The organism is Culturomica massiliensis (assembly GCF_900091655.1).
GTDB classification, from domain to species: domain Bacteria; phylum Bacteroidota; class Bacteroidia; order Bacteroidales; family Marinifilaceae; genus Culturomica; species Culturomica massiliensis.
In genome coordinates, this window is the sequence record NZ_LT594621.1 from 1,866,760 (window position 1) to 1,879,010 (window position 12,251).

The following is a 12,251-nucleotide window of genomic DNA, read 5'->3' on the forward strand; positions in this document are numbered from 1 at the left end:
TGTTTTTATAAAAAGTCAATAAGTATGTCCTCCTTGTTCTTCTGGTATTTCAGCTTTCCGCTTTTAGAATGGAGTTGCAAGTCAAGGCAGAGATCCCCGTACATTTGTTCAAGTGAATCATATATGGTTACAAGGACGGTATGGACCTTGCCATCGGAATCAGTCTTCGCGTTCACCTTGAACATTTGGCCGAAAGATGGATTGGAGTAAGCGCATGTACTATGGCCGAACGGTTCGTCTTGCATAGGAATGTGATGATAAAGCACAATCAGTTCCATATCATCCTCCAGCATATCCATCACTTCTTCCAGGTCATAAGGATCATGCAATGGAAAAGTCAGCAGGACATAGTCCCCGTAAAACTGCGGCTCCTCCATAGTGGTTACATCGAGCAGCTGTGGCAACTGAAGGGGGACAAACGTCATAAAGTCTTTCAGAAAGTGTCGTAGCATATTCATTTGATTTTATGTTTATAGCGTGTGAATGTAAATCTCCATAAGCATTCCGGGTAATTCATCCAGGCGGTTGTCTCCCGAGTTCAAGATTCGGCACAAAGTCTCAAATATGGCCGGTGTCTGTGCGGCAAACCGTTCAAGCTGTTCCTGGTCTTTGGAAGAAAGCATCGACAGGTGGAAACTGTCCATAGAAACGTATGGGCGCATAAGCATCCAGATATATGCGTAGGCTTGTGCTTTTGTTTGGACCTTTTGATTATGAATGTCATTGATGCAGGTTCCGGTATTAAGTATCAGTCTGCGATTGGTTCGCATGGCCAGGTAAACGAGGGCATCCTGGTGAGGTATCTCTTTACGTTCGGCGGCAAACAAAATCTGCAAACAGCATTTTTCCGTATCACGCGTTATATCGGAAATGTCTTCATCACCAATGCTGCACAGATATGGCAAGAACGCCCGAAAAATAGCATCCTCTTTTCCGATGAACTCTGTCATGTCATCTGTCCCGTGTATGCCATTTCGGAGAGTGTTGGCCAGCAAAGTACGATAATCCGAAATGATTTGCTTCCTGTCTCCCTTATGGATTGGGCGTTTATCTAATGACTCAAAGAATGGACGGATCTTTTCCACGGTCCGGATTAATCCATTGTCTTTGTCATTAGATGAAAGTTTTCTTTTCAATAGGAATAACTCCTGATAGGAACGTGGCCTTGACAAAGCCAGACGCGAGAACTCCAGGCGTAGGGAATCATGTATGCCTTCGCATGTTTTACGAAGGTCTTGACCATGGGTCCCAACCGTGTCCTGCCGGACATGGTTAAAAACGGAATCTCTTATGGCTTGCCATTGGCAAAGGTTTTCTGACAGCTCTTCAAATGAAATAGATTTCATCTTCCTTACTTCGAGCAGATAATTTCTGTATGTACCGGCAGGATCGCTTTCGGACTGTTCAGTCAATCCGCCATTACATGATGTGAACATGCATACCGTGATTGAAGCGGCAGCTATCATGTGTAAAAAACTTGATGCTTTAAGGTTCGTTTTTTGAATTTTCATACTATATGTTTTCGTACTATTTCACGCAAAACTATATATAATTTTCTATACTTAATACCATTGGAACTGTATTTTGTGCATTTTTCAATATCGTACTTAATAGTATGATTATCAATGAAAACAAGTGAAAGAAAAAAGGACGAAAAAATAAATAGTTCGATTTTTATAATGGTTTGATTTGGCCACTCAAATAAAACTTGTATATTTGCACTTGTTATCATTTGTATTGGATATTGACATGGCAAAAGTTGGTTATATATTTAAGGCAAATTCGTATAATGAATATGATGCGGACAAGGAATGGATGTGCCAGTACGGTTGTGTACAAGTGATAGAGGAATCAGTCCAGCACGAGACGCTCAGACCTCGCTGGAAACAGCTCATGACAAATCTTGAGAGAGGGGACGAACTGGTTGTCTCGAAATTCAGTAACGCCGTGCGCGGTTTGAGGGAGTTGGCCGCATTGATAGAGTTATGCCGGATCAAAGTGGTCCGCATTATTTCCATCCATGACAAGATTGACTCCCGTGGTGAATTGTTTCCGGACACGACGGCGGCGGAGGTGCTGACCATGTTCGGATCTCTTCCGGAAGAAGTGGCTGTATTACGCAAGTCATCTGACCGGGTGATACGCCTGCAACAGAGTATCAGTGTACCGGTGAAGACGAGCAAAATGTTGAGCAAGACCGAGCGGGATAAAATAGCTGTGGACATGTACAACAACGGGTATTCAGTCAATGAAATCATGGCGCATTGCAATGTCAAGAGCAAAAGTACTGTGTACCAAATTTTAGGCAAGTACAATGTGGCACTCAGCAGGAAACCTGGCCGCGTACCTGGAAATCGGAAATAGGAAGTCAAGGCAACCGATGCCATATTAGTGACGGATTTGCCTGTCAGTTTAAGTATATTTAGGGAAGCCTCTGACCCTTATTGGAAATTTGTAACGCTAAATATAAAAAAGGATATGGGAGAAATTATAGTCGTAGTATTGGTACTTTATGTCTTTTGCAAAATCGTGAAGGGCATATTCGGCGGATTCAGCAAAAGCAGCTTCCGTCATGATAAATAATCATTGCTGCCAACTGTTCACGCAAGGGAACAGTAAAAAAGGAAAACTAAAAGAGGAAAACTGCGTCATGAATAGCATCCTCGTTATATCAATATAAGCCCCCCAAAGGTTTTGCTTGACTTTTAGGGGGCTTGGTGTCATTTATTCATTTCCTTTTTGTATTCCAAAATCTTGTCCATTGTCAGCCACTGCGGCTTTTCTCCTTCCTTGAAGCTGTCGTGCAACTTTATCATTAAATCGATTTGCCGTTCTTCATCACCTGCCCACAGGCGTTTGGGGTCTCTGCCTCCGTAATCCAAATAATACTCACAATCTGACTGCATCCTGGCTAACAGCATATATCTGAACCGTGCGTCTCGTTGCAATATATCATCAGCCGTTGTCCTTCCTGCTGTGCTTGGCTTGTTATTCGTGTTCATACTCAATTTACATTAACTTGTTATACAATCAGTCCGTTACGTCATAATAATAGCTTAACTCTTCGTCCTTCAGATTCTCAACCGCATACTGGTCTGCCTGTCTCCAGAGTGCATCATACAACGCCGCCACATTCGGTTTCGTTTTATAGTGCTGCCATATCTTGTGATTCAATACCAACACCAATTCCGTAAGGTACTTGCAGTTGCCTTTCCACTCTTCAAAGGCACGGTTGAAAGTGTCCTGAATAGCCGATAACCCGAAAATGTCGGCCGCTGAAAAATCTTCCCAAAAAGTAGTCTGTACGTTATACCCGTTCTCTGCCATAAATGCTCTGAATGTCATATCATTAAAATTTTTAATTGTTTTTATTTCCCTCTGATACATCCTGTATCGGAAGGTTGATTATTTTTCTGCCCACAAGATTGGCGGTCTGTCAGGCAAGGAGGATGCGAAAAATACTCTTTCCGACATGTCGGAAAGGAAGATTTTTCAGCAGCAAGCATAAGCGTTCCTTGACAGGACAAACAACCGGCAATCAAACTTTGCAGAATAAATAACCGGGCTTTCGAAATAGGCGTGTAGGGAATTTCAGGCATTGCAATAAAAGGGGAAAACGTGAAATACAAAAGGCTATATTACGGAAGGCTTCGAGCAAAACAAAAGCGGCCCGAAAGCCGCTTTGTCAGGAAAACAGGGATTACTTCTTGCCCTTTTTCGCTTCTTTTGCCGGTTTCGAAGGAACTTCTTCCTCCTTCTCGACAGCCGGATAGAATTTGACTGCAACCGTCACGATGCGGTTGTGCTGCACTCCATCTTTGTCAGTCCATTCTTCAGGCTTGAAGTAGCCTTCCACGGTCAGCAGCGTACCTTTGGTAAGCTGGTCAAACGACCCGGAATTTTCATTCTTGCGCCACGCTTCAATGTTCATGAAAGCGGATATGCGCTTGGTTTCTTCGCCGATCTTCTCCTGGCGGGCAACAGCCAGAGGGAAACGTGCAACACTTGTGTTGGTGAATTGATAAACCTCGGCGTCTTTTGCGACATAACCGGTTACTGCGAAATTGTTCTCGTACTTTTTCATTTCGATTGCTTTTTGAAGTTAATAAATCAGTTTTACGGTGCATAAAAAGTAGGTGCAGTAAAGGGATGCACCAAGGATAACGTATAAATACTCTTTATTTTGGGGTTCTTCCAAACCGGAGGCTTGATAAAGGAAGATTTGTACTGTTACGCCATTGGTCAAGACCATGGGTCGCGCCCGGCTGCATACTAACTTTGCAACGAAAAACGATATGGCGACTTCAATAGAAAGCAGTCACGAAAAAGAAGAGGAAAAACAATTGGCAACTGGTTAAAGGAATAATAAAGACGGACGGTGCTGTCAATGGGCACGAATTGGTTTCAACTCTCGGCTGGCATAGGAAGAAGAGCTTCTGGCGGTAAACAGCACCATGTCTCATGATTTGAAGCGGCAAGGATGATATGCCGTACAGGCAGTAAGCGTATAAGCTGCGGCGTGGGAAAGGCCGTAAGACGAAGAACTGGCAAAGGGGTGCTGGCGTATCGGTGTTGCAGCCTTTATCCGGCAAGAGAAATGAGGGAAAAGAAGGCAAAATGAAAAAAGGGCTGAAGCCCGATTGGGAGACAAAGCGGAACGGGCGCGTTATGCGAGTTTCAGCTTCTATTTTATAAAGGGATATGGCGCAGCCAAAAGAGAATATAAATGGATAATCCTGCAAAAATCATTGTCCGTCCAATGGCCATCTGCGTCTCAATGAAGTTTTGGATATAAAAGGTTATTGCGGTAAATGAAGTTACGGGCTGGAACTGAATATTCAACTCCAGTCCGTATAGTACAGAGGCTCCATGTCAGAATTGGATCATCATGATGCGGTGTGGAAAAATTTTGTTTTTGTCGCTCGGTTTTCGTTGGCATATCCAAAGATGGTGTGCCCCATAGCCGAACGTGAAATACTCGTCAAGCCGGGTCTCTTTCTTTAGACTCTCCATGCTTGTGCGAAGTTCGTTTTCGTCTTTTGAAAAAAGAAGCGTGTTAATAATTCTGAAATATAGATTTGTCACTTCGCTGCAGTAAGGGCAAAAAGGGTGTTCAATCGTTACGTTCATAATTGTCTTCGTTTAGTGCATTAGTCATGATAGATTCTCCTTCCTGGTTGAAAATCTCAATAGTCGAGTAACCATCGTTTTCTCCGGGAAACAAAAGCTCGGAAGTATCACGCAAAGCCTCACTTCGTCCATGAGAAAGACGGCTGTCAATGATATTCGAAACATCTTTGCAACGCCAGGACCGGACGATTGCCTCTGCTTCCTCATAACTGTTGGCTTCCACAGTGAAATAGTCTCTTTCCCAACTTGTGACTTTACAGTCTTGATAAAATTCAAATTTTCCCATAAGCCATGTATTCTAACGTACTACTTCAACTATATCCTCAATCCTGCCATACAGTATTGAGCGTAATGCGGTTTTGTCTATGGCATAATATTCTTGGATATGCCCGTATTGTTTGACGAAATACCGCTTGAGAACATCGGAAAAATCAAAATGATAACCGCTCAAGGCAATCCCCCGTTTGAAATAGGTGCTTTCGCTCACGTTGCGAGTAATCCAATTCTTGTCTTCTCTATTGAGTTTGCCGCCATTATTCAGATGTTCCCGTAACTTATACACTCGGCTGCCTTGTAATGTTGCCAGCTCCGGAACATCCCATTGAACGAATTTTGTTGCTATCTGTGCCATATTGCTTAATCATGAATAATAATTTCATCTCGGAATACTGAAATCTCTTTGCCGCTTTCAAGGCGGACAACTATGGTAGTGCCATAGTCGTCCACAATTACACCTTCCGTGTAGCCTTTATAAGCCGTGGATAAAGTACAGGATAAACCTATAATATCGCTTTCGTTATCAAATGTTCTGTTGCTCATCACTATTATATTTTTATTTCCCACTTGCCTTGAGAGAAGATTCTAAAACTCACATATTCATTTTCAAATTCATAAGTTAGAATTTTAATATAGACTTTATCTTTTGCTTCCAGTGAGTCAACCAATTGGTCCATTTCTTTTTCTGGATATTCCCACCGGGAAGGAAATTCTGCATCAACAGAATTGCCATACTTGTTTGCATAACAACTGAAATTGTCATCCAAGAAAGCCTCTATCTTATTGAGGTCATTTTGGTTTTCCGTACTTGCGTAGAAAATGTTTGTCGCATAATTTGCCATATAATTCTATTTTAAGTTTTCTTTTTTCCCTCATGTAGCATTTACTACTTCAGGCTTGATTAATTATGTCGCTTCATAAGGTGTCATGGCTCTTTATGCAAGGTTTCACGACCAAATACTACTGCTGCAAAGCAAGGTGGAGATTTTGTTGTGAACATCAAGGATACCTTGCATACAAGAAAGACATGACAAATACCTTTGCGGCACAATTCATCAAATAGCCCGAAGTCGAATGCTTATAGGGACAAATATTTACTCGTAAACTTATAAAGGAATATATTGCAGCGAAAAGAGAAAGGACGGAGTCAAAGGGAGTCCACTTTCTGCTGTCTAAAAAGGGAGTGGCAGAGTGAGCAAAAACAGTTTAGTTTAGTCCATTAGCCTATATATATGCTAAACTAAAGTAAACTAAAAATAGACAAATATTTGATTGCTTGGATGATTATTTTTAACTTTGCACATATTGATATCGATCATTGAAAACAATACTTTTCTCTTTTCGCTGCGAATTCCTGGATATATGAAAAAACATATATTGAATCAGGATGAGAAAGCATAGTAATAGCTTGGATTGGTGCTTTGATTGCAAGCAAGTGAAAGGAATGAAAAGTAATGCAAACAAAAAAACGAGGATTTACCTAAAAAACCATTTTTGTTCCTGATTTGTTTCTTGTTTCAGAAACAAAATTCATAAACTACTCATTTACAAATGGTTAAATAGTTATATATTAAATTCACCAGATTTTCGCTCGAAACGCCTTGCGGTCTTATGTCTATATCATCGGCGAAAAGTTACCCGATCGCCTGCTATTTTCTGAAATACAATTGCAAAGTTAATCAATTATTGCCATTTACAGCCATACTCCGGTCAGTTTTCTTCATTCAATCCATACTCTACCAATTTATTATACAGCGTTGTCCTGCCGATACCCAGTATCTTTGCAGCCATTTTCTTGTTACCGGCTGCTTGTTTCAAAGCACGCAGGATACGTCCTCTTTCTTCATCCCCGCTCTTCAATGTAAAACAAGCGGAAGTAGCGGACGGTTCATTGTCAAGTTCCAAATCGGCTTCGGTTATCATATCGCCTTCTGATTGCAGGACTGCCGTCTGTATCTTCTGTTTCAACTCGCGCACGTTGCCCGGCCACGCATGGGCGAGCAGGGCATTACGGGCAGATGCGGCAAACCCTTTTACTTCACGTTCCAACTCACGGTTTGCCATTTCACGGAAGAACTCGGCCAATGGCATGATGTCTTCCGGGCAGTCGCGCAAGGGCGGCATGGTTATCACATACTCCTGCAAGCGATAGAGCAAATCCTGCCGGAACCGCTTTTCCGTTACGGCTTTCTGCAAATCCTCGTTGGTTGCAGCCACTATCCTCACGTTGGCTGTTTTGTCCTCCTTTGCACCGACGGGACGGTAACGGCGTTCCTGTATGGCGCGGAGCAGCATCTGTTGCATCTCCATTGTTAGGTTGCCCACTTCGTCAAGGAACAGCGTGCCGCCATCCGCTTCCAGAAAATACCCCGTCTTGTTTGCTTCGGCACCAGTAAACGCACCCTTGACGTGTCCGAAGAAGGCGGATTGTATCAATGACGGGGACAAGGCTCCGCAGTCCACTGCCACAAAAGGTTTATCGGCAAGTTTGCTTTGTTGGTGTATATGTTGTGCGATATGTTCCTTGCCCGTACCGTTCTCGCCCAGTATCAGCACGCTCATCCGGGTGGTGGCTACAAGGCGCACACGTTTCTTGATTTTCTGATAGGCTTCGCCCTGCCGGACGAATATCGGAATGTTCCATTGTAGTCGCTTTTCATGTTCTTTTTGCAGGGTGCGGATAAGCGGTATCAGTTTATCCTCCAACAACTGTTTCTGTATGTAATCCTTTGAGCCGAGCTTCATACTTTCCACTGCCGTATGCACCTCCCCGTAATTGGTCATAACGATAAACACCTGCTGTTTGTCGTTGGCACGCATCCACCGTAACAACTCTATGCTTTCACCGTCGGGGAGGCGTAGGTCGGCAACGACAATATCATCCACCTCTGACTTTGCCAATAGTTTCTTGGCAGTGGCAAGATTATATGCCGACATAGTATCGAAGCTGTCTTTCTTCAGCAGGTTGCAGACATAATCGTTATAGACGGGGTTGTCCTCAATCACAAATACTTTCATCCGACAACCTCCTTTCCTTTTGCGCAAGTTCTATGATAACTGTTCCCATACGAAGCATGGCATCCACGCATTTCCGCAATTCCATTTCGGAACATTCAGATTCTTGATGCAGCAGTTCATACAGGTTCCACAAGGGTTTGTCAGCACGGATAACAGCCCATGAACTTCGCTGACGGTGCATCCATTCGTCCAACGCCTTGCGGTCATTCCTCTCCATGATTTCCCGGACAGCCTGCATATCCTTTTCTGTTTCGGTTATCAAACGGTCGAGCATCGCCCGTTTGTCACCATATGCAAGCAGAGAGGACAAGTCGGGAAGTTCATCCTTGTCCGTACTTGTCAAAAGGCATTTGTCTGATACAGCAACCAGTTCGGAAATGGAAAATGGCTTGAACAGGCAGGCGGTAAATCCATTTTCCAACAGCTCCTCTTCGCTGCAACTGCCGGAGGCGGTCGCCACGACAATGGGAATCTCTTTCGAGTTGCTGACACTTGACGAGCGTAACAACTCCAACACCTCATAGCCGTTAATCTCCGGCATTTTCATATCGGTTATCATGAGGTCGTATGTGTGCTGCCGCATGGCTTCCATTGCATCGCCAATAGTGGTGAACGTGTCGCAATGCACACCTATACCAGCATACATTTCCTTTGTCATGGATAATACCATCGGATTGTCGTCCAATACGATGACAGAATAAGGTCTTTCTATATGAGCCAGACTTTCTGCGGCTGTCTGTTCTTCAATACCAATATCGGCAGTGTTCATTGGCAACTCCACAGTAAAACGACTGCCTTCTCCTTTTTCGCTTTCCAAGCGTATAGTGCCGCCAAGCATCCCGACTATCTGTTTCACAATGCTTAACCCCAATCCGAAACCGTCTTGCGTGGCGGCGTTGGAAAGCCGCTCGAACGCTCCGAACACTCGCTGTTGTTCTTCCGCACTCATGCCGGTTCCGGTGTCCTCTACTACAAGGGTCAGCCTATTGCCGTCATAGCTTATGACAAGTGAAACGCTTCCGGCATTCGTGAACTTGACGGCATTGCCCAGCAGGTTGTCGCATATCTGTATGATGCGCTCCTTGTCGCCATTCAGGATAATACCCTCCGGGCACTCGATGGTAAGTTTAAGATCTTTTGCTTCTGCTTGTTGCGTAAACTCCGTTTGCAACAGCTCCGCGATGTTTTCCAAACGAAACGGACGGACATTCGCCTGTTCCTTGCCGCTGTCCAAGCGGAAGAAGTCAAGCAGGGAGTTGAGCATGTCGGTCATTCTCTTGGAGGCTTGCAGGATATTGTCCGCATAACCGCTTATCTTTTCTTCTTCGTTGTCCTGCATCAGTTCCGCATATCCATGTATGGCAGTCAGTGGTGTGCGTAGCTCGTGGGTGATGGTGTGCATCGCTTTCTTGCGTGAGGCTATCAACGATTCGTTTTGTTTTACTGACTTTTGCAGTTGCCCGATTAAATCTGTTGTCTTACGTTTGTACTGCTTGATGCGGGTGGCATAGCGGTGAATGATGATGTATGAAATAATGAGCAACAGCAGCATGACACCCGTTATGATACCTACCTGCAAGAACGACTTTTCACGCATAGCGGATATTTCCGCCTCACGTTCCTGCAAGTCAGCCTGCACCTTGTGGTCCATCTGCTGGATAAGGGTTTGCAGTTGGCGGTTCAGTTCCGCATTGCGGCTGGCAAGGCTGTCGGCATATTCCGACAGACGATGGCTTTGGGCACGTTGTTGCGCTATCATATCACGGTTCAGTGTGTAGAGCATCGTGGTGGTCGTCGTCGGAGGTGCTTCCTGTTTCTTGCCGAACAACCCGAGAAAACCTTTCCTCCTCTGTTTCTTCGGCTCTTCCTGCCTGCTCGTTTGCACTATCACCGGCACCTGCTTGGCTATCCGGCGGTTGATGTCCGCCTGTTGTTCCAGAGCCTCCATGATGGCGCACAGCCGCTTTTCCTTGTCCTCCAGCAAGTGGCGCACGCTGTCTATGCGCACCGATTCGTAATGGCTCTTGAAGCGGCAAAGCATACTATCCACCGTCATCCGTTGCCGCCGGTATGCCGCCACATCCTTATCGTCCCATTCCAGCACCGACTCGCCCAAAAGAGACAACTCCACCACACCCACATACGCATCGTGTGTTTCCTTGCGGAAGCGGTTGATTTCACGGTTCTCCCGTTCCAGCAACTCCAAGTCGCGCCATTCTCCGAGCCACGTGCAGATGATGCCGCCCACCAGCAGGACTATCAACAGATAGCCTGCGGCAAGCAGCTTGCGGAAATGCTTGGTAGTGGTAACGAATTGTTCGCTCATTTGCTGTTTGTGTAAATACCGTTATTTAAAATACGCATATAGGTCGTGGAACTTCGCAGGTTCATGGATGAGAATGGCGGCCATGCTGCCTATGACCGCCACCAGAATTATATATCCGAATAGAATTCTACTCCTCAATGAAACAACCATTCTTCCCTTATTTACAATTGTTATAATTATTAAGGCATCTGACCACCGGCGATAGGTGGAATTTCTGTTAGTATGGGATTTCTCGGGATTGAGTTAAAAATTCTTTGGCCACGTATGGCTTGACTTGGAGGAGCGTTTTCATTTACATCAAGCCGATAACATCTATCGTTAAATGTTATAATTCCCCAAATACCAATGGTTCCTGGGATTCTCGCCAATCCTTCAGTAGGTTTAAAAAGAACAACATTATCTATTATTCGATTTTTAACCGCCCGATTCCATGATATTTTAATACTATTGTTAGGCGTTGGAATATGAGCAACATACCTAATGCCATTGTGCCTAAAACTGGCCATATAACACCCCGAAAAACCTGAACTTAAAGTATCTATGCCATTTGAAGCAACGACTGCTATTCTATCCGCAATATATATGACACAGGCGTAGTCTAATCTAAGAAAACGATAGTTACGGGTATATCCTTTTATTTGAAATGTCAAATTACTTTGCGTGAAAATCGGAGGGGTCAAACCTACATTATAAATATTTTGATAATGAAACCGTGCAATATTTGTCATTACTGCTCGACTGTTTGGTAATCTTAATGCTTGAATCAAATTCATATATTTACTTACTGTTACTTTCGTTTGTTATAGGCTCGATACATGATGCCATTATATCCATCAGTTTAGACAGACCTTCGGTCTGCGGCTGCTGACTGGCTGTCACATGTATCTGGTATTTTGCCGTTTGGTTGGTCATGCGGGTGTTCTCGCGGGCGGTCGTGACTTTGCCGCTGATTTCCGCATTTATAAACCAATGTTTTGCAGAAGCTTTTGCCTCTACTTCTGCGTTGGTAGTGCTTTTTACGTTTGATGTATCGGTAACCTCCATCTGGAAATCGACATCCACGCGATCTATGAGCAGGGAAGGAATAGGCACCAATCCTATAAACGGAGCCTTGACACTTTGTGACATTGTTGTCATTTTTCCATCCTGCTGTATCGGTCTTTCGACATCGAATTCCAATATACGCGCTTTATTGCCGCTTTTACCATCAAATGCAATTTGCTGGTAGAAATTCCATGCTGTCGCTGCCAATTCCTGTTGTGCTTCGGCTGCTGCAATAAGTGGAGCTGCAATAAGTTCCCGCATGGGAAGCCCCTTGAATTTGTCAGTCACGTTTGAATCTGCTTTAAGAACTGGAGAAGTTTCTCTGTTTTGAGTCTCTTCCAATGCAGCGGAGATAATTTCTTTCGCCTGTCCGCTTACATTTTCATTCAAGTTTTCCGCATTTTCTTGTTGCCCTTGGTTCTTTATTTCTTCTGCCATAACATTTGAATTTTAAAAT

The 12,251-nt window shown here is 44.1% G+C and carries 15 protein-coding genes; 1 reads left to right on the forward strand and 14 read right to left on the reverse strand.

The annotated features are described in order from the left end of the window. Window positions 1-5 precede the first annotated feature (5 nt). Window positions 6-452 (reverse strand): hypothetical protein, encoded by a 447-nt coding sequence (locus BN8908_RS09385; RefSeq protein WP_005815981.1) that lies wholly within the window; start codon window positions 450-452, stop codon window positions 6-8. 18 nt (window positions 453-470) lie between these two features. After that, complete coding sequence (locus BN8908_RS09390; protein WP_068690242.1) at window positions 471-1,511, reverse strand: hypothetical protein; 1,041 nt, start codon at window positions 1,509-1,511, stop codon at window positions 471-473. 238 nt (window positions 1,512-1,749) lie between these two features. Between BN8908_RS09390 and BN8908_RS09400 the strand changes: the two genes are divergently transcribed. After that, window positions 1,750-2,364 (forward strand): recombinase family protein, encoded by a 615-nt coding sequence (locus tag BN8908_RS09400; protein ID WP_068692195.1) that lies wholly within the window; start codon window positions 1,750-1,752, stop codon window positions 2,362-2,364. Between the two features lie 356 nt (window positions 2,365-2,720). On the opposite strand, the gene BN8908_RS09410 is transcribed toward BN8908_RS09400, so the two are convergent. The 12 genes from BN8908_RS09410 to BN8908_RS09470 form a co-directional block, all read right to left on the reverse strand. Further along, on the reverse strand, window positions 2,721-3,002 hold the full coding sequence (locus BN8908_RS09410) for an LPD11 domain-containing protein (protein ID WP_005807216.1): 282 nt from the start codon (window positions 3,000-3,002) through the stop codon (window positions 2,721-2,723). 28 nt (window positions 3,003-3,030) lie between these two features. Further along, the gene (locus BN8908_RS09415; RefSeq protein ID WP_005807217.1) at window positions 3,031-3,345 is read right to left on the reverse strand and encodes a hypothetical protein; all 315 of its coding nucleotides are present in this window, start codon (window positions 3,343-3,345) and stop codon (window positions 3,031-3,033) included. 355 nt (window positions 3,346-3,700) lie between these two features. Beyond that, window positions 3,701-4,084 carry a single-stranded DNA-binding protein gene (locus BN8908_RS09425; RefSeq protein WP_005807219.1) on the reverse strand — a complete coding sequence of 128 codons (384 nt, stop codon included), beginning with the start codon at window positions 4,082-4,084 and terminating at the stop codon, window positions 3,701-3,703. Window positions 4,085-4,872: 788 nt separating this feature from the next. Then, window positions 4,873-5,130 carry a hypothetical protein gene (locus BN8908_RS09430; protein ID WP_022209415.1) on the reverse strand — a complete coding sequence of 86 codons (258 nt, stop codon included), beginning with the start codon at window positions 5,128-5,130 and terminating at the stop codon, window positions 4,873-4,875. After that, window positions 5,114-5,416, reverse strand: a complete 303-nt coding sequence (locus BN8908_RS09435) for a hypothetical protein (RefSeq protein WP_068690248.1) — start codon at window positions 5,414-5,416, stop codon at window positions 5,114-5,116. The genes BN8908_RS09430 and BN8908_RS09435 overlap by 17 nt, the downstream gene beginning before the upstream one ends. A gap of 12 nt (window positions 5,417-5,428) precedes the next feature. Beyond that, window positions 5,429-5,761, reverse strand: coding sequence for a hypothetical protein (locus BN8908_RS09440; protein WP_005807225.1), 333 nt, complete (start codon window positions 5,759-5,761; stop codon window positions 5,429-5,431). Between the two features lie 5 nt (window positions 5,762-5,766). Further along, on the reverse strand, window positions 5,767-5,949 hold the full coding sequence (locus BN8908_RS09445; RefSeq protein WP_005807227.1) for a hypothetical protein: 183 nt from the start codon (window positions 5,947-5,949) through the stop codon (window positions 5,767-5,769). A gap of 5 nt (window positions 5,950-5,954) precedes the next feature. Then, window positions 5,955-6,248 carry a hypothetical protein gene (locus tag BN8908_RS09450; protein WP_007215943.1) on the reverse strand — a complete coding sequence of 98 codons (294 nt, stop codon included), beginning with the start codon at window positions 6,246-6,248 and terminating at the stop codon, window positions 5,955-5,957. A gap of 868 nt (window positions 6,249-7,116) precedes the next feature. After that, entirely contained in the window at window positions 7,117-8,424 is a 1,308-nt protein-coding gene (locus tag BN8908_RS09455; protein WP_008019868.1) for a sigma-54-dependent transcriptional regulator, read from the reverse strand. Beyond that, window positions 8,405-10,750, reverse strand: a complete 2,346-nt coding sequence (locus BN8908_RS09460) for a hybrid sensor histidine kinase/response regulator (protein ID WP_008616536.1) — start codon at window positions 10,748-10,750, stop codon at window positions 8,405-8,407. Before BN8908_RS09460 ends, BN8908_RS09455 begins: the two co-directional genes overlap by 20 nt. A 179-nt stretch (window positions 10,751-10,929) precedes the next feature. Next, on the reverse strand, window positions 10,930-11,523 hold the full coding sequence (locus BN8908_RS09465; protein ID WP_068690250.1) for a hypothetical protein: 594 nt from the start codon (window positions 11,521-11,523) through the stop codon (window positions 10,930-10,932). Window positions 11,524-11,527: 4 nt separating this feature from the next. Further along, window positions 11,528-12,232, reverse strand: a complete 705-nt coding sequence (locus BN8908_RS09470; protein ID WP_007749099.1) for a DUF2589 domain-containing protein — start codon at window positions 12,230-12,232, stop codon at window positions 11,528-11,530. Window positions 12,233-12,251 lie beyond the last annotated feature (19 nt).